Source organism: Stenotrophomonas rhizophila (genome assembly GCF_001704155.1).
In the GTDB taxonomy this organism is placed as follows: Bacteria; Pseudomonadota; Gammaproteobacteria; order Xanthomonadales; family Xanthomonadaceae; genus Stenotrophomonas; species Stenotrophomonas rhizophila_A.
This window is the reverse complement of the sequence record NZ_CP016294.1, coordinates 1,936,899-1,955,428: the sequence shown is the minus strand read 5'-3', so window position 1 is coordinate 1,955,428 and position 18,530 is coordinate 1,936,899. Positions and strand designations below refer to the sequence as shown.

11 protein-coding genes are annotated in these 18,530 nt (G+C 66.8%); 3 read left to right on the top strand and 8 right to left on the bottom strand.

All coding sequences use genetic code 11. The features are described 5' to 3' along the window. Positions 1–71: 71 nt before the first annotated feature. The 3 genes from BAY15_RS08870 to BAY15_RS08860 all read right to left on the bottom strand — a co-directional run bounded on the left by BAY15_RS08870 (position 72) and on the right by BAY15_RS08860 (position 4,099). Positions 72–2,276 (bottom strand): ATP-binding protein, encoded by a 2,205-nt coding sequence (locus tag BAY15_RS08870; protein WP_068851358.1) that lies wholly within the window; start codon positions 2,274–2,276, stop codon positions 72–74. Next, entirely contained in the window at positions 2,273–3,484 is a 1,212-nt protein-coding gene (locus tag BAY15_RS08865) for a helix-turn-helix domain-containing protein (protein WP_068851356.1), read from the bottom strand. Before BAY15_RS08865 ends, BAY15_RS08870 begins: the two co-directional genes overlap by 4 nt. A gap of 90 nt (positions 3,485–3,574) precedes the next feature. Then, positions 3,575–4,099 (bottom strand): DUF3592 domain-containing protein, encoded by a 525-nt coding sequence (locus BAY15_RS08860; RefSeq protein ID WP_068851353.1) that lies wholly within the window; start codon positions 4,097–4,099, stop codon positions 3,575–3,577. 256 nt (positions 4,100–4,355) lie between these two features. Between BAY15_RS08860 and BAY15_RS08855 the strand changes: the two genes are divergently transcribed. Then, the gene (locus tag BAY15_RS08855) at positions 4,356–7,445 is read left to right on the top strand and encodes a discoidin domain-containing protein (RefSeq protein WP_068851350.1); all 3,090 of its coding nucleotides are present in this window, start codon (positions 4,356–4,358) and stop codon (positions 7,443–7,445) included. A 24-nt stretch (positions 7,446–7,469) separates the two neighbouring features. Here BAY15_RS08855 and BAY15_RS08850 read toward each other — a convergent pair whose 3' ends face one another. Next, complete coding sequence (locus BAY15_RS08850) at positions 7,470–7,967, bottom strand: hypothetical protein (RefSeq protein ID WP_068851348.1); 498 nt, start codon at positions 7,965–7,967, stop codon at positions 7,470–7,472. Between the two features lie 85 nt (positions 7,968–8,052). Continuing rightward, entirely contained in the window at positions 8,053–8,640 is a 588-nt protein-coding gene (locus tag BAY15_RS08845) for a TetR/AcrR family transcriptional regulator (protein WP_068851345.1), read from the bottom strand. A gap of 96 nt (positions 8,641–8,736) precedes the next feature. On the opposite strand from BAY15_RS08845, the gene BAY15_RS08840 reads away from it, so the two are divergent. Continuing rightward, positions 8,737–9,846 carry a response regulator gene (locus BAY15_RS08840; RefSeq protein ID WP_068851342.1) on the top strand — a complete coding sequence of 370 codons (1,110 nt, stop codon included), beginning with the start codon at positions 8,737–8,739 and terminating at the stop codon, positions 9,844–9,846. Further along, positions 9,843–14,270, top strand: coding sequence for a response regulator (locus BAY15_RS08835; protein ID WP_068851339.1), 4,428 nt, complete (start codon positions 9,843–9,845; stop codon positions 14,268–14,270). The genes BAY15_RS08840 and BAY15_RS08835 overlap by 4 nt, the downstream gene beginning before the upstream one ends. Before the next feature lie 47 nt (positions 14,271–14,317). Here BAY15_RS08835 and guaA read toward each other — a convergent pair whose 3' ends face one another. The 3 genes from guaA to folD form a co-directional block, all read right to left on the bottom strand. Next, on the bottom strand, positions 14,318–15,883 hold the full coding sequence (gene guaA / locus BAY15_RS08830; RefSeq protein WP_068851336.1) for a glutamine-hydrolyzing GMP synthase: 1,566 nt from the start codon (positions 15,881–15,883) through the stop codon (positions 14,318–14,320). A gap of 112 nt (positions 15,884–15,995) precedes the next feature. Next, the gene (gene guaB / locus BAY15_RS08825) at positions 15,996–17,450 is read right to left on the bottom strand and encodes an IMP dehydrogenase (RefSeq protein ID WP_068854633.1); all 1,455 of its coding nucleotides are present in this window, start codon (positions 17,448–17,450) and stop codon (positions 15,996–15,998) included. A 188-nt stretch (positions 17,451–17,638) separates the two neighbouring features. Beyond that, a complete protein-coding gene (folD, locus tag BAY15_RS08820) occupies positions 17,639–18,514 on the bottom strand; it encodes a bifunctional methylenetetrahydrofolate dehydrogenase/methenyltetrahydrofolate cyclohydrolase FolD (RefSeq protein WP_068851333.1) in 876 nt (291 codons plus the stop codon). Between the last annotated feature and the right edge of the window lie 16 nt (positions 18,515–18,530).

Sequence of the window (18,530 nt, the reverse complement as noted above, 5' to 3'; positions counted from 1 at the left end):
GCGCACGAACATCGCACCACTATCCCAGAATCGCGTCGATACACACAGGGAAATGCGTCACGAAGAGGGAGTCATACCGCCGCGCCCGCCGCCAGCGCCTGCAGTTCGCGCTGCAGCAGTGCCTGCACTTCTTCACGCTGGAACTGGGTAACGAACACCGGCACCGCAAACACGTAGGGCAACCCATCGGCGTCACGGCGGACCACATACGCCAGCTGCAACCGTGCCAGGGCGTGGCGGACCTGCTCCGGATCGACCCGCGCGCCCGCCGCATCGAATGCAGCCAATAGTTCCACCAGGGTGATGCCACGCTCGCCGCTGCCGACCAGCTGCGCACCGGCGACCTGGTACACCACGATGCGGTCGATACGGCACGCCAGGGGATCGGGACTCAGCCGCGCCCAGCCGGCCAATGCATCGAACATCGGCTCGCTCACCAGCGCCGCGTGTACCTGCGTTGCATCCAGTACGCGCTGGCCACGGTCCAGCTGGCCCAGCAGCTGTTGGCAGGCAATGGCGACCAGGTTGGCGCGGCGACCACACGCCGCCACCAGCCGCTGCGGCAGGTCCGGGCTGGCAAAGTGCACGCCCAGGCGCGCCATCGGTTCGGTCGCCAAGGCCACGCAGGCGTCCTGTTCCAGCCCGCCGATATGGATCACCTCGCCGAAGTTGCGCAGCGGCGATGCGAAATCCAGGGTGACCGCTTCGTACAGGTCCCAGAACCCGGCCAGCATGAAGTGGCAGCGTCCCTCTTCGCTCAGCGCACGCAGCGCCGCCAGCTGCGGGTAACCCTGTGCCGCTTCCGCGCGCAGGAACAGGTCGGTCTCGTCGATCAGCAGCAGCAGGCCGCGCCCCGCTGCCCGCGCGGACAACTCGGCGACCAGCGCATCGATCCCGGTGTCCTCGGCCAGGCCCAGTTCCAGCGCCAGCCGCATTGTCAGCCGATGATCTCGCAGCGACAGATACACACAGTGCACGCGCGGGTGGCCGACAAAGCGTCGCTCGATGGCCTTCATCAAACTTGTCTTGCCCAGCTGCCGACCGCCCACCAACAGGTAGTTGCCGGGCTCGCGGTTGAGCACGCGCGCCAGCAGCGACTCGCGTCCAAAGAAGGCCGCCGGACGGGTGATGCCGCCGTGGGTCTGGTAGGGCGAGATGCGGGTCACCCGGAGCTGCCGGGCCAGCAGCCCGACCAGCGCGTCGAGCGCGCCCGGCTGCAGCAGCCAGCGGGTCTGGGCGGCCTGGCCAAGGCACACGCACAGGTTGGCCGGATCCTCGGCGTAGGCAGCCAGTTCGGCCTCGACCGCCAGCGATGGGCTCACCACCAGCACCACGTCCTGCCCGTTGGGCATGGCGCGCAACTGCTGCACGATGGCATCGGCCGCCAACGCCGGATCGGGCTGGTACAGCCACAGCCGTTCCAGGGCCAACGGCAGCTTGTCCGGCAGGGTCCATTCGCGCACCAGGCCGGTGAGCGACCAGCCCGTTGCCGGCGCATCGATCGCACCGATGCGCGCGGCCAGCTGCAATGCGCGTGTGCTTGGCGTGGCCTGCAGGTGGCGCAGCGCGTCGCGCCAGCGCACCGTGGCGATCCCGGCACCGGCCAGGACGCGATCTCTGAGCCGCAGCCATCCCAATTGGCGGTCGATGGCGGGCAATGCCTGCAACGGCTGGGCAAGCAGCCGGTGTGGCTCGCGCACGATGTCGGCCACCGCCGGTCGCACCCAGTACCAGAGCATGCCAAGCCCGGCGAGGCCCAGCACCGACAGCCCCAGCACCACCGACAGCCACTGCACGATGCCCCACGGTGCCTGTGCCCGGCAGTTGGCCGGCAACCAGCGTGACGGTGGCGCAGGATCGCCAGGGCGGCAACGCCAGTACTGGGTGCGCGGCTCCAGCGTCTGCTCGATCACCGCACCGCGCAGTCCGCTGTTGGCCGGGAAGCGGTCGGTGAAGCGCAGGCGCAGCACGAACGGCTGCGGCAGTTCGGCAACTACCAGCGTTTCTTCCGGATCATGCACGCCCGGCACGTGCACCTGCTGCGGCCAGCTTTCATGCTGCAGCCAATACGACAACGCCTCTTCGCGCAGGAACATCATGTCGATGTTCGCCCGCTGCATGAGCATCATGCTTTCGCCGTCGCGCTGCATGCGCAGCAGCTGCACCGGGTTGAGCCAGGGCACGAACAGGTAGCTGCCGACGAACCAGGTCAGGCCGGCCACCAGCAGCAGCCACCACCAGCGCAGTACCGGCTGCCGGCGCGGTGGCCTGCTCATGCGGTCTGCACCTGCATGCCATCGATCACCTGCCGCACGGCGCGGCGGATCGCCTCGCAGCGCCATTCCAGGCAGTGCCCCTGCGGGTGCGGGCGCGCGGTCAGCAGGTTGTTCCAGTACAGGTGCCGGAGCAGCGGATCGGCCAGGTACGGCCGCGCCGGCGCCACCACCGGCTGTGCCAGCCAGCCCTGCACGGCGGCACGCGCCGCGTCATCCCGCAACAGCGGTACCAGCGCTTCCCACAGGCGCGGATGGCTGGACAGCGTATCGGTGACTGCCTCATCGTCGACAGTAGTGTCAACGAGCAACGTCAACGCCGCCTGCGCCAACAGCGGATGCCCGCCGGACAACCGCAGCGCGCGCGACAGCGTGTCATCGCCAATGCCAGGGGCACTGCGCCGCATATCCTCGATTCCCAGCTCCGGCCAGCTCTCGCTGGCCGCAATGTTGAGCAGCGAAAGATCGCCGCCCTGGTACTTCAGGTCGGCCAGCGCGGCCCCGCCACAGATCAGCAGGTGCAGCTTGCCGCTGTACATTTCGCTGAGGCTGCGCAGGATGCCGGCCAGCACGTCGCGTGGCCCGGACTCCCCCTGCTCGAACCGGCTCACCAGGCAGAACAGCGCACCGGGCTGCTGCAGCCGACGCGCCAGCGCCATCTCGAAACTGGCGTCCGAGCCAACGCCGTCCAGCCCGCACTGCGCGGCCAGCAAGGCAAAGTAGTCCTGGTCGCCCTCGCCGGAGCGGAACGGCGGCTGCAGGTGCAGCACGCGCGCCTGCCCATAGCGCGTGGCTGCTTCAGCGAGAATCGCCGCGCGCTCCGGGGGCTGTCCCCAATGGGCCTGGGTCAACAGCAGGCTCACCGGATACGGACGCAGCAACTGCAGCCGGTCGAACAACCGGGTGACGGTGGGCGGCACTGAAACGGCGGGATCGGCCTGCTCTTCCGGTGCCGATACCGGCTCCACCGGGAATTCCGGCTCGAACCCCACCGACTGCAGCAATGCATTGCATTCGGTTTCGGTCAGGCGCAGGTAATTGGCGCAGGCCAGTACCCGGTCGCGGTGCCGGCGGCTGGGCCGCGAGGTGCCGGCCCGCCAGTTGTTGACCGCCTCGCGGCTGATGCCGATCTCGGCGGCCACGCCGCCGGCACTGGCCCGGATCCGCCGCATGTGTCGAGACAGCAGGTCCGCGAACTCAGGGGCAGGCATGGGAAACGACCAGAACGGAAGAGAGTCGCACACCCTACCGTGACCGTATGGACTGTCAACCATGCCTGCGCTCCCCTGCCTGCCGCCGGCTCAGACCGCAGGAAGCGCAGGGCCCTGGCGCACGAACAGCTTGCGCGTCACCAGCAGGTGCACCACGAAGGCCAGGATCGCCAGCATGCCCAGCGCCACGATCACCCGGCCCAGTACCGAACCCAGCCCTTTCTGGCCTTCGAGCCGATCAAGCCGATCGAACTGCGCGGGGTTGCTGCGTGCGTAAGCCACGTCGACCTGCGGCGCTTCGCCCAGGTACGGCGTGGCGTTGTCCTCGGAGGTGGAGAAGTGGCCGGTGTACTCAACGCCATCAACGCTGAAGTCGTAGCGGAAGTGGTACTGGTAGGACACCCGCCCCTTGCGGCGCTTTTCCTCGATGTGGTCGACCTGCACCGGTGCCTGCACGGTCACCGCATCCTTGAGGATGGCTTCGGCCTGGCGGTGTCCGCTCAGCGCCGACCAGGCAAAGAACACTGCAAGGAAGGCGTAGCCGATGCTGCACAGCCAGCGCGAAACGCGGGACAGGCGGGCGTGCGAGGTGTCTGAAACAGGAATGCTGATCATCTGGTTTTCCCCGTAAGTGGTCGTTTGCGTCATCAGCCAGGCCGCCGTGACATCGGGATCCAGTGTGGGGAGTTGGGCAGGGTTGCTGAACGGGCACCTCGTCAAGTCGGGGCCTGCGGCACCTGACAATCCGTCAACCCGGCCTGCTGGGGCGCATCCGGGGAACGCCATACTGCAATGCGTCATGTAACCGATTACAACCGCTGCTACGGTTGGCCCGCCTCACTGGCGAGGCCGTAGCAAGAGGGTTGTCTTGATGGGTGTGTATGTACGTCGGCGCATGGTGCTGCTTCCCGTGCTTGGCCTCGCGTTTGCCTCAGCCTGTTTCGCCCAGGACCTCCCTGACCGTGGTCAGTGGCGTGCCAGCAGTTCCTCCCAGCAAGTCCCGGCCATGGCGGTCAGCCACCTCATCGACGGCGATCCCAAGACCGTCACCGGGGGAGCATTCAGCCCGGGCCACTGGTTCCAGGTGGATCTGGGAAAACCCAGCACGCTCAGCGGCGCGCGCCTCACCTGGGACGTCTCAAACCCGGAGGGCTACAGCCTGCAGACATCGCTGGATGGGAGGCAGTGGCAGACCGCTTACACCATGCGCGATTCGCTTGGCGGCATCGAAACCCTCTACTTCGCGCCGCACCAGGCCCGCTACCTGCGGCTGGCCAGCCCTGAGCGGACCTCGGACTGGGGCGTGTCCATCTTCGAACTCGAGCCGCTCGACCAGCGCGCGACAGCACGCATCCCCGGATTGGACGCGACCCAGGCAGCGGCCGTGTGGCAAGGCGGCAGCGCCGTTGCCGTTCCCGCCGGGAAAGACGGCAGCCGCGTATTGGAGATCGCCCTGCCGAGGGCCCTCTCCACCACCGGGTTGGCAGTGGACTGGGCAGGCGCACACGGCGGCGCGCGCCTTCAGGTAAAGGATGCACAGGGCCGCTGGAGCGAACTCGCGCACGACCCGCAGGCCGGCAGCCGGCAGCAGAGCTGGCTAGCTGGCAGCGCACCGGTAACGGCACAGGCGCTGCGCCTGCAGGCGCAGGGTGATGCACCGAAGATCGCGCGCCTGCGCCTGCTGGGCCCGGCGGCAGTGATGACCCCGATGAAGCGCTACCAGAACGCGGCCAACGGCGCGCAGCAGGCCCTGTTTCCGGCATCCCTGCACCTGCAGCAGACCTACTGGACCGCCGTGGGCGTGCACGGTGGCCTGCAGAAATCGATCTTCGACGAGTACGGCAACATCGAGGCTTTCAAAGGCGCACCGTTGGTACAGCCGATCTGGCGCAATGCCGATGGCACCGCCGCCGGCGCCGCCGACCAGCCAGTGCAGCACGCGCTGCGCGACGGTTGGAAGCCGATGCCGTCGGTGACATGGAAACCGCAACCCGGCCTGGAATTGAAGAGTGAGGCCTTCGCCGTGGAGCTGGGCGGGCAACCGGTCACGCTGGTGCGCCACCGCCTGCGCAACGTGGGCACTGCGCCCATCGCCGGCAGCCTTTCGCTGGTGACGCGCCCGATGCAGATGAATCCGCCGTGGCAGAACGGAGGCCTCTCGCTGATCCGTTCGGTGGCCATCGACGGCACCACGGTGCGGGTCAACGGACGTTCCCTGCTGCATTCGCTGACGCCGGTGGATGCGTCAGGCGTGGCGCCGTTCGGCCCCGATGGCAGTACCGAGATCACCGCTGCGGTGGCGCGAGGCGAACTGCCCAAGGCGCAACACGCCGATGACCCGGATGGCTTGGCAGCGGCCGCCCTCGCCTACCGCATCGACCTCGCCCCGGGTGCCAGCCAGTCGGTCGTGGTCGCGTTCCCGCTGGGTACCGCGGCTGCCAACAGCGACGGCGCGCTTCCGGAGCCGCTGCCGATCGCATTCGGCGTCAATAGCCGCGATCCCGATGCGATTTACGACAGCCTTGCCACCCGCGTGTCCGGAGATTGGCAGACGCGGCTGGGCCAGGTCGGCCTGCGCCTGCCCGACCCTTCGCTGGTGGATATGCTGCGCGCCCAGGCGGCGTACATGCTGATCAACCAGACCGGCCCGGCGATGCAACCGGGGCCGCGCAACTACAACCGCTCCTTCATCCGCGACGGCATGGCCACCTCGGCAGTGCTGCTGCGCATGGGCGAATCACGGATCGCGCGCGGCTACCTGGACTGGTACACCGAGCATGGCGTGCACGCCAACGGCCTGGTCTCGCCGATCCTCAACAACGACGGCAGCGTCAACACCGGCTTCGGTTCGGACATCGAATACGACAGCCAGGGCCAATACGTCGCGCTGGTGGCCGATGTCGCGCGTCTGGACGGTGGCCCGGAATCGGTGCGCACCTACCTGCCGAAGGTGAAAGCAGCCCTGCACTTCCTGCAGGAGCTGCGCGAGCGCACGCTGGTACCCGGCTACATGGCCAGCCAGCCCGCGCCGGAGCGGTTCGCCGGCATCCTGGCACCGTCGATCAGTCACGAAGGCTACCCCTCGCCGACCCACAGTTACTGGGACGACTACTGGGGCCTGAAGGGCTGGCATGACGGCGCGTGGCTGGCCGAATCGCTGGGTGATCACGAAACCGCCGCGTGGGCGCGCGAACAGTACCGCTTGCTGCACGACGCGCTGGCCGCTTCGATCCGCGCCACCATGGCGTGGAAGGGCATCGACTTCATCCCCTCCTCCGCCGACCTGGGTGATGGCGACCCTACCGGCGTTTCAATCGCGCTGGACCCCACCGGGGCGCAGGACGTGCTGCCCAAGCAGGCCCTGCGCACCACCTTCGCGCGCTATCTGGAAGACGTGCGCAAGCGCAACCAGCCCGACGCGCTGTATGCCTACACCCCCTACGAAATCCGCAACGTGCTCAGCTACGTGCACCTGGACCAGCCCGACGCCGCAGACGAACTGCTGCAGGGCCTGCTGCGCGACCGCCGGCCGCTGGAATGGCAGGTGCTGGCGGAAGTCGTCCACTCACGGCTGCGCTTCCCGCGATACCTGGGCGACATGCCGCACACGTGGATTGGTGCCGAGTACGGGCGCACGTTGTTCGGCATGTTGATGCGCGAAGACGACGATGCGCTGTCGCTGCTGCCGGGTACGCCGCCGTCGTGGCTGGTGGGCGACGGGTTGGCCGTGGAGCGGTTGCCAACGGCGTTCGGGACGCTGCAGATGGATGCGGTGCAGCGTGGGAACACGCTCAAGGTGACGTTGGGCAAGGGCCTGCGGAACGACGCCGCGGTCCGGGTGTGGTGGCCTTCGCGCACGCGGCCCAGCCAGGTGCGGGTGGATGGGCGGGATGTGCAGGACTTTGATGCGAAAGGGGTTCTGATCAGCAAGCCGTTCCGGACGCTGGAAGCAGTCTGGTAGAGCCGGGCCCTGCCCGGCTGCACGTCACTCCATGCGCCTGTTGCGCGCATGGATCATCCAGCCCTGCGCGGCGATGCCGATGAGGAACACGACAAAGCAACCCAGCAGGGTCTGCAGCACTACCGGCGCCATCGGTGCGGCGGCCAGCGGATGCGACACCGGCAGGCGGGTCAGCGATTCATTGACGGCAGGCACCAACCCGAGCAGGAAACTGAAGGACAGCGCGAACGCGGACAGATACGGTCGGAGTCGCCCCAGGAAGCCGAGCCGGTTCACCAGCACCCCGCCGAACGCCACCAGCAGCACCACGATGCCGAAGGCGTGGCCGGGGTTGAGACCACCGGTGCTGGAGACGGTAAACGAGGTCGCCACAGCAAGCACCAGGCCGACCAGATAAAGCCTTCCGGCCCCGGTGGCGGGGTCGATTTTCCGATGGCGTACGAAGCCGTACAGACCGGCGAACACCGGGATGAGGCTGATGGCGGTATGCAGTACACCGAGTGCGGAGAGCGGGTGCGTCATGGGAGCAATCCTCGATTAAACCTACTAGTAGGTAGGCTGGACGGTCATGAAAAAGCCCGCACAAGGCGGGCTTACGAAAAACGATTCAACGCTGTGCAGTCACCCGCGCAACCGACAGCCGCGCCAGGGCTGCGAACGTCTGCGCATCACCAAACCCACGCGCGGCCAGCATCGCCCCGTGCACGGAGGCCATGAAGGCCTTGGCCTCATCCGAAGGGGCGCCCTGCAGCTGGAACTGCCCCTGCGCTACCCCCTTCTCCAAGGTGGCGGTCAGCCAGCCACTGAGATCCTCGAAATGCCCGCGCACTTCTTCGGCAATTTCCGGCGGAATCATCGGCGACTCCGCCGCCAGCATGGCGCAGATGCAGAACGAGGCCGTGCCACCGGCGATGCAGCTGGACCAGTAGTCGACGTAGGCATTGAGCTCTTTCAGCGGATCATCCAACTGCCGGTCCAGCATGGCCAGGCCCTCGCGGGCCTCGGCGCGGTACAGCGCTACCACCGTGCGAACCAGCTCGGCCTTGCTGGGGAAATGGTGATGGATGCTGGCCTTGCTGATGCTCACCCTGGCCGAGATATCCGCATAGCTGAAGCCGTTGTAGCCGCCCGCCTCCAGCAGCGTCCGGGCATGGGCGACGATTTCGGCGGCTTTGGGGGAGAGGTCGTGAACCATTCCTCATCCTACTAGTTGGTAGCCTACTGATCAAGACCGCTTGCACGTGTCCCGTTGGCTGGAGGATAGTGCCGAAAATGAACCGGGGGTAAGGGAATGGATACCGTTACGGAAGCCGCTTCCCGCCCGACCATACTTGCGGTCGACGATTCGCCCGAGAACCTCTGGCTGATCTCCGGCCTGCTGAAGTCGCGTTATCGAATCAGGATGGTCAACTCCGGCGAGGCAGGCCTCGAGGCCGCTGGCACCGAACCGCTTCCCGACCTGATCCTGCTGGACGTCATGATGCCCGGCCTTTCAGGACATGATGTCTGCAGGGCACTGAAGGCATCACCGGTGACCCGGCACATCCCGATCATCTTCCTCACGGCAATGGCCGAACCCGAAGATGAAAAGAAAGGCCTGGAACTCGGGGCGGCGGACTTCATCACCAAGCCGATCAACCCGCCGGTCCTGATCGCCCGTGTCGCCACGCAACTGCAGGCCAAGGCAGCAGCCGATTTCCTGCGGGACCAGAACGCATTCCTTGAAGACGAGGTGCAGCGACGCACGCGCGAGCTGACCGCGATCCAGGACGTCACCATCCATGCCCTCGCGTCGCTCGCCGAAACGCGCGACAACGAAACCGGCAATCACATCCGCCGCACCCAGCATTATGTCCGTGCCCTGGCCACTGCGCTCCAGAATCACCCGCGCTTTCGTTCGCAGCTGGATGACGCCACCATCGACAGTCTGTTCAAGTCCGCCCCCCTGCATGACATCGGCAAGGTGGGCATTCCGGACAGCATCCTGCTCAAGCCCGGCCCGTTCGAACCCCACGAGTTCGAGATCATGAAGACCCACACCACGCTGGGGCGCGACGCGATTCAGCACGCAGAAGACGCGCTCGGCATGCCGGTGGAGTTCCTGGCGTACGCAAAGGAAATCGCTTACGGGCACCAGGAGAAATGGGACGGCAGCGGGTATCCGCAGGGGCTTGCAGGCGAGGCGATCCCGTTGTCGGCGCGGATCATGGCGGTCGCGGATGTGTATGACGCGCTGCTCAGCCGTCGGGTCTACAAGAAGGCCATGTCCCAGGAAGAAGCGGTCGCGATCATGCGTGAGGGCCGCGGCAGGCATTTCGACCCTGACATCCTGGATGCTTTTCTCGGGCTGCTCCCCGAGCTGGAGCGGATATCCCGTCAGTTCGAGGACACTTCGCGATGAACGCCCTGAGCCGCTACCTGCAGGGTGCGTCACTGGGCCACAAACTGTCGGCGGCCTTCGCCGTCATGCTCTTGCTGGCCGTGGGGCTGGGCATCCTCGGCGTCCACGCGCTGGGCAGGTTCAGCGCTGAAATCCAGCGCATGTACGAAAAAGACCTGCAGGGGGTCTCCAACGCGCGCGCCGTGCAGTTCCACTACGCGACCATGGGTCGCCACCTGCGCCAGGCGCTGCTCACCGCCGATCCGTCGCTGCAGGCCTTGGCGTCACAGCAGATCGAACGCGAGCACGCGCAGCTGCAGCGAGAGCTGGACCAGCTGCACCAGCGTGTCTTCCGCGACATCAACCGTGCGCACCTGGCGGCGTTCGAGCGGGACTACGCCACCTACCGGCGGAACATGACCGCCGTACTCCAACTGGCGCGCCAAGGCAGGCTCCAGGAAGCGCGTGCTCAAGCATCGAGCCCGCAGTTCGCCGATATGGGGGATGCGGTAGCCAACGCCATGGAAGCGGTCGCCACGACCAAGGAAGAAGGCGCGCGGCTGTCGTTGCAGAAGGTGCAGGCACTGGCCGTTGATACGAAGCGGTGGGTGTGGACGATCCTGCTCCTGGGTGGTGTGTTCAGCACGATCTTCGCCTGGCTGATCACGCGCTCGATCGGCATCCCCGCAGTCGAGCTGAGGAAGGCGGTGGAGCGCATTGCGGGCGGGGACCTCCAGCACGAGGTACCGCATACCGCATATCCCAATGACATGGGCGCCCTCGCCCGCGCCGTTGCCGTCCTTCAGGTGGCTGCGCGTGAGCTGGAAGACCAGCGTTGGGTCAATGCATCGTCGGCCGCCTTGTCGGCCGAACTGCAGTCCGCGACGAGTACCCAGGAACTCGCCAAGGTCTTCTTTGCCTTCATGGCGCCCCTGCTCGGCGTCGGCCGGGGTGCCCTGTACCTCCATGACGAAGTGCATAACAGGCTGCGCCTGCTCTCGGGCTTCGCCAACGATGGCCATGACGCCCCGCCGGGCCAGATCCGCCTGGGCGAGGGCCTGGTCAGCCAGTGCGCGGCAAGCAGAGCGCCGATCCTCCTTACCGATCCGCCCGCCGACTACCTGCGCATCGGCTCCGCGCTGGGCAGCGCGGCGGCAAGGTCCGTAAGCGTGATCCCACTGATCCGGGGTGCCCGACTGCTCGGCGTACTCGAAGTCGCCAGCCTCGACCTACCCAGCCCTGCGCGGCAGGCGTTGCTCGAGGCCGCCTTGCCTGCGCTGGCGGGCAATCTGGAGATCATGCAACGCGCCGAGCATACCCAGCTGCTGCTTGAGGAAACCCGGGCCCAGGCCTCGGAACTGGAAATCCAGTCCACCGAATTGGCCGCACAGAAGGATGCGATCCAGGCGACCGAAGCATGGTACCGGGGCATCTTCGATTCCTCCCCCGATGGGTTGCTGGTGGCCGGCGCGGACGGCCGCATCACCATGGTCAACCCTCAACTCGAGCGCATGTTCGGCTATGCCACTGGCGAGCTGCACGGCAAGCTTATCGAAACGCTGGTGCCCGATGCCGTGCGCGCGGCCCATCCCGGACTGCGAGACGGTTTCATGCAGGCCGGCGGCATGCGTTCCATGGCGGTGCGCAACAACGAACTGTCGGGGCGACGCCGGGACGGCAGCACATTCCCGATCGACGTGGGCCTGTCGCGGCTTCCCGCGTTCGGGGGCGGCGGGGTCTGCGTATGCGCGGCAGTGCGCGATGTCACCCGCCTGCGTGCCACCGAGCAACGGCTGGGCTTCGCCCTGCGCGGCGGCAACCTTGGCCTGTGGGACTGGGACGTGGCCACGGGCACCAGCGAGGTCAACACGATATGGGCGCAGATGCTGGGATACACCTTGGATGAGCTGAGCAGTGCCGGTGGAGCGGCGAAAGCGTGGAACGCGATGCTGCATCCGGATGACAGCGTCGAGGTCCATCGACAGTTCGACCATTGCATCAACGACCCCGAGGCCGACGACTTCGACGCCCATTTCCGCATGCGGGACCGTTCGGGCGCGTGGCGCTGGATCCACTCGTTGGGTCGCGCCACCGAACGTGACCACAGCGGACGCGCCGTGCGCCTGGTCGGCATCCACCAGGACGTGACCGAGCGCAGGCAGCTGGAGAATGAGACGCTTCGGGCCAAGGAAGCAGCCGAAGAAGCGACCCGCGCCAAGAGCGAATTCCTGGCGAACATGAGCCACGAGATACGTACGCCGATGAACGCCATCATCGGCATGTCCCACCTTGCGCTGCAGACCGAACTCGCGCCACGGCAGCGAAACTACATCGAAAAGGTGAACCGCTCTGCCGAAGCGCTGCTGGGCATCATCAACGACATCCTGGACTTCTCCAAGATCGAGGCCGGCAAGATGGGGATGGAGCGCCTCGACTTCCGGCTGGAGGACGTACTCGACCACGTAGCCAATCTGGTGTCGATGAAGGCGGAGGATAAAGGGCTCGAACTTCTGTTCAGCTGCGCTGCGGACGTCCCTACGGCGCTGGTCGGCGACGCGCTTCGTCTTGGCCAGGTGCTGCTGAACCTGTGCAGCAACGCGCTCAAGTTCACCGAGCGTGGCGAAGTGATCCTGGGCATTGAAACCGCGGCCCGCACCGAGGACGGTATCGCGCTGCACTTCTGGGTGAAGGACACCGGCATCGGGATGACCCCGGAGCAATGCGCCCGCATGTTCCAGTCCTTCAGCCAGGCCGACGGTTCGACAACGCGCCGGTACGGCGGCACCGGGCTGGGGCTGGCGATCTCGCGCACCCTGGTGGAGCTGATGGGTGGCCGGATCTGGGTGGACAGCATGCCGGATCAAGGCTCCACCTTCCACTTCCATGCGCACTTTGGCCTGCAGGCGGACCCTGCCCCGCGCCGCATGTTCCGGGCGGAGGAACTGCAGGGGCTGCGCGTACTCGTGGTCGACGACAACGCGGCGGCGCGCGAGATCCTGTCGACGATGGCCAGGCAGTTCGGGCTGGAGGTGGATACCGCGCGCAACGGCACGCAGGGGCTGCGCATGGTGCGCCAGGCCTACGCAAAGCAGCTTGCCTACGACCTGGTACTGATGGACTGGAAAATGCCGGCGATGGACGGCGTGGAAGTCGTCCGCAGGCTGCAGTCGCTCAGCGAGGGCGAGGCACCGGCGGTCATCATGGTGACCGCCCTCGGGCGGGACGAAGCGATTGCCGAAGCGGCGACCACCGGGGCGCGCCTGAAGGGTGTGCTGACCAAGCCGGTTACGCCGTCAACCCTGCTTGAGTCGATCGGCCAGGCACTCGGCACGGGCACCGTGGGCGATGACCGCATTGAACTCAAGGCGTCAGCCGGTTCAACGCGGTTCGAGCAGCTGCGGGGTTCGCGTGTGCTGCTGGTCGAGGACAATGAACTGAACCAGGAGGTCGCGCGCGAATTCCTTGGTCAGGCCGGCATCGAGGTCACGTTGGCGGTCAACGGGCAGGAAGCATTGGACATCCTGTCGCGCGAATCCACCTTTGATGGCGTGCTGATGGACTGCCAGATGCCGGTGATGGACGGCTACGAGGCGACCCGTCGCCTGCGCGCCCAGCCGCGGTTCCAGCACCTTCCCATCATCGCCATGACCGCCAATGCGATGGCAGGCGACCGCGAAAAGGTCCTGGCCGCTGGAATGGTCGACCATATCGCCAAGCCCCTGCGCATGGAGGCCATGTTTGCGTGCATGGCAAAGTGGATCGGCACCGACCGCGCCTTCAGTGCGGCGTCCGCGGTCCGCGTCAGCGACCCACCCGCTTCCGCGTTCCCCGCCATCACGGGCATTGATGTCGCCCGGAGCCTGGCCGGCGTCGATAACGATGTGAAGTTCTACCGTCGCCTGCTGGGCCTGTTCCGGACCGAGAACATGAGCTTTCTGGGCGATTTCACCCGGGCCCTGCGCGAGGGCGATGCCGAAGCCACGATGCGCCGTGCCCACACGCTTCGAGGGACGGCCGGAACCGTGGGCGCCACTGGCGTTGCGGAAGCGGCGGCCAGGCTGGAAAGGGCGTGCCTCGACCGCGCCGACACGGACAGCCTGGAAGCCCTCCTGGCCGAGACGGTTGGGCGGCTGCTGCCGGTACTTGACGCGATTGCGTCGGCAGGCATCGATGAACGCCGGACAGCAGCCGACGCTCCCGTGACTGGCGTGCCAACGGCCGCTCCCGGGCCAGCCGCGGCGCTGCTGCTGACGCGCCTGCGCGCGCTGCTGTCGGAGAACGATGCCGACGCCCAGGAGGTATTCGAACGCCTCACGCATCAACTGCACGCAGAAGGCAATCCATTGGCTGCAGCGTTGGCGCCGATGGCCCGCTTGATCGACACCATCCGCTTTGTCGAAGCGCTCGACTGTCTGGATGCAGCGATGCGCGCCGATGGGCCATGACCCGTTTCGGCAGGGCGCAGCGGGGAGAGCCCCGCTCTACCGGGTGGTTACTCCCACTCGATGGTTGCCGGCGGCTTGCCGGAAATGTCGTAGACCACGCGCGAGACGCCACGCAGCTCATTGATGATCCGGTTGCTCACCGTGCCCAGGAAGTCATACGGCAGGTGCGCCCAGTGCGCGGTCATGAAGTCGATGGTTTCCACCGCGCGCAGCGCGATCACCCACTCATACGCGCGGGCATCGCCCACCACGCCCACCGACTTCACCGGCAGGAACACCGCGAAGGCCTGGCTGGTCTTGTCGTACAGGTCGGCCTTGCGCAGCTCATCGATGAAGATCGCATCGGCCTTGGCCAGCAACTCGGCGTACTCACGCTTCACTTCGCCCAGGATGCGCACGCCCAGGCCCGGGCCCGGGAACGGATGGCGATAGACCATGCTGCGCGGCAGGCCGAGTTCGACGCCGAGGCGGCGCACTTCGTCCTTGAACAACTCGCGCAGCGGTTCCACCAGGCCCAGCTTCATGTGCTCGGGCAGGCCGCCGACGTTGTGGTGGCTCTTGATCACGTGGGCCTTGCCGGTCTTGCTGCCGGCCGACTCGATCACGTCGGGGTAGATGGTGCCCTGCGCCAGCCACTTGGCGTTGCTGAGCTTGTTGGACTCTTCGTCGAAGATGTCCACGAACAGGTTGCCGATGATCTTGCGCTTGGCTTCCGGGTCGCTCACGCCTTCAAGCTTGCTGAAGTAGCGGTCGGCGGCGTTGACGCGGATCACCTTGACGCCCATGTGCTCGGCGAACATCGCCATCACCTGGTCGCCTTCCTGCCAGCGCAGCAGGCCGGTGTCGACGAACACGCAGGTCAGCTTGTCGCCGATCGCCTTGTGCAGCAGCGCGGCCACGACCGACGAATCGACGCCGCCGGACAGGCCCAGGATCACTTCGTCATCGCCCACCTGCTCGCGCACGCGGGCGATCTGGTCGTCGATGATGTTGGCCGCGGTCCACAGCGTCTGGCAGCCGCACACGTCCACCACGAAACGACGCAGCAGCGCCTGCCCCTGCAGGGTGTGGGTCACTTCCGGGTGGAACTGCACGCCGTACCAGCGCCTCTCCTCGTTGGCCATCGCGGCCACGGGGATGCGATCGGTGGTGGCGGTGATGGTGAAGCCCGGGGGCGCCACCGAAACGTGGTCGCCGTGGCTCATCCACACGTTCAACTTCGGCTCGCCGCCATGGTCGCTCAGGCCCTTGAACAGCGCATCGGGGTGGATCACGTTGACTTCGGCATGGCCGAACTCGCGCTGGTCGGCCGCTTCGGTAGCGCCGCCGAGCTGTGCGGCCAGGGTCTGCATGCCATAGCAGATGCCGAAGATCGGCAGCCCGCTGTCGAACACTTCCTGCGGCGCGGCCGGCGCACCCGGCAGCGTGGTGGATTCGGGGCCGCCAGACAGGATGATGCCCTTGGCGCCGAACGCGGCGATGTCCGCCGGGTTGTGGTCCCACGCCCAGATTTCGCAGTACACGCCGAGCTCGCGGATGCGGCGCGCGATCAGCTGGGTGTACTGCGCGCCGAAATCGAGGATGAGGATCTTGTCGTTATGGATGTTGGTCATGGCGCCCGGCAATGCTGGATGGAAAACGGAGAAACGAAAATCAGGCAACGAATGGCAGATAGAGAAAGAGGAACGGGAATCAGCTTCCTCGTTCCTCTTCGCTCATGCCGCGTCAGGCGCGGTAGTTCGGCGGCTCTTTGGTGATCTGCACGTCATGGACGTGGCTCTCACGTTGGCCGGCGCCGCTGATCTTGACGAACTTCGGCTTGCTGCGCATGTCTTCGATGGTGCCGCAGCCCACGTAGCCCATGGTGGCGCGCAGCCCGCCCATCAGCTGGTGGATGATGCCGCCGACCGGGCCGCGATACGGCACGCGGCCTTCGATGCCTTCGGGCACCAGCTTGTCGGCACTGGAAGCATCCTGGAAGTAGCGGTCCTTGGACCCCTTCTCCATCGCCGCCAGCGAACCCATGCCGCGGTAGCTCTTGTACGAACGGCCCTGGAACAGCTCGGTTTCACCGGGCGATTCCTCGGTACCGGCCAGCAGGCCGCCGATCATGATGGTCGATGCACCGGCGGCCAGCGCCTTGCCGATGTCGCCGGAGTAGCGGATGCCACCGTCGGCGATCAGCGGGATGCGGTCCTGCAGCGCTTCGGCCACCAGGTCGATGGCGGTGATCTGCGGCACGCCGACACCGGCGACCACGCGGGTGGTGCAGATCGAGCCCGGGCCGATGCCGACCTTGACCGCGTCCGCGCCGCTGTCCAGCAGCGCCAGTGCGGCTTCGCCGGTGCAGATGTTGCCACCCACGACCTGCACCTGCGGGAAGTGCTTCTTGACCCAGCTGACGCGGTCCAGCACGCCCTGCGAATGGCCGTGCGCGGTGTCCACCACCAGCACGTCCACGCCGGCAGCGACCAGCGCTTCGACGCGGCGATCGGTATCGCCGCCGACGCCCACCGCGGCACCCACCAGCAGGCGCGTGGCGACGTCCTTGGCGGCGTTGGGGTAATCGGTGTTCTTCTGGATGTCCTTCACGGTGATCAGGCCACGCAGGGCGAAATCATCGTTGACCACCAGGATCTTTTCGATGCGGTTGCGATGCAGCAGCTGCAGCACTTCCTCGGACGCGGCGCCTTCCTTGACCGTGATCAGGCGATCCTTCTTGGTCATGATGTGGCGGACCGGATCGTCCAGCTCGGTTTCAAAGCGCATGTCGCGGTGGGTCACGATGCCCACCAGCTGGCCGCCATCGACCACCGGCACGCCGGAGATGTTGCGCGCCTGGGTCAGCGCCAGCACGTCGCGGATGGTGGTTTCCGGGCCGACCGTGATCGGGTCGCGGATGACACCCGCTTCGAACTTCTTGACCTTGGCCACTTCGGCGGCCTGCTGGTCCACGCTCAGGTTCTTGTGGATGATGCCCATGCCGCCGAGCTGGGCCATGGCGATGGCCAGGCGTGCTTCGGTGACGGTATCCATGGCAGCCGACAGGATCGGAAGCTTCAGCCGCAGGTCGCGCGTCAGGCGCGTTTCCAGGGTGACATCCTTGGGCAGGATGATGGAATGGGCGGGGACGAGCGAGACGTCGTCGTAAGTCAGTGCTTCAGCCTGGATGCGCAGCATCGGCATACCCGAGATGTGGGGAAGCGCGACATTTTACCCTGATTTCGCCCCGTTGGGCAGGGGGCGGATGCGACGCTGTGTCGCGCCGGCGCAGCGCGTTCATGCAGCGGTTCGGCGGCCGGGCCGCACGACCAACGGTCGTGCGCTACCGGTAGGTGACGACCGTTGGTCGCCACGGTGTCCCGGCGTCAGGATGCTTCGGCGGCTTCTATCGTGTTCTGCATCAGCGTAGCGACGGTCATCGGCCCTACCCCGCCCGGCACCGGGGTGATCCAGCTGGCCCGTGCGGCCGCCGCTTCGAAGCCCACGTCGCCGACCAGGCGGCCATCGTCCAGGCGGTTGATGCCCACGTCGATGACCACCGCGCCCGGCTTGACCCACTCGCCCGGCACGATGCCGGGGCGGCCTACCGCTACCACCAGGATGTCGGCATTGCGCACCGACTGCTCCAGCACGTCCTTGGGGGTGAACTTGTGGCAGCTGGTCACCGTGCAGCCGGCGATCAGCAGCTCCAGGCCCATCGGCCGGCCCACGTGATTGCTCACGCCCACGATGGTGGCGTTGCGACCACGCACCGGCTGGTCGGTATGGCCCAGCAGCGTGGTGATGCCACGCGGGGTGCACGGGCGCAGGCCGAATTCGCGCAGGGCCAGGTGGCCGACGTTCTCCGGGTGGAAGCCGTCCACGTCCTTGCGCGGGTCGATGCGGTGGATCAGGCGGCTGGCGTCGGGGATGCCCGGCAGCGGCAGCTGGACCAGGATGCCGTGGATCTTCGGGTCGGCATTGAGCTGGTCGATCAGGGTCAGCAGCTCGGCTTCACCGGTGCCGGCCGGCAGGTCGTAATCGAACGCCTCGATCCCGACCTTCTCGGCGGCACGGCGCTTGTTGCGCACATACACGGTCGAGGCCGGATCGCCGCCCACCAGCACCACGGCCAGCCCCGGCCGGCTGCCACCGGCCGCCAGGCGGGCGTCTACGCGCACCTTCAGGCTGTCCAGCAGGTCTTCGGCGATGCGGCGTCCGTCCAGGATGCGGGCGGAATGACGGGGGGCGGAATCGTTCATCGAATGCGGGGCGTGC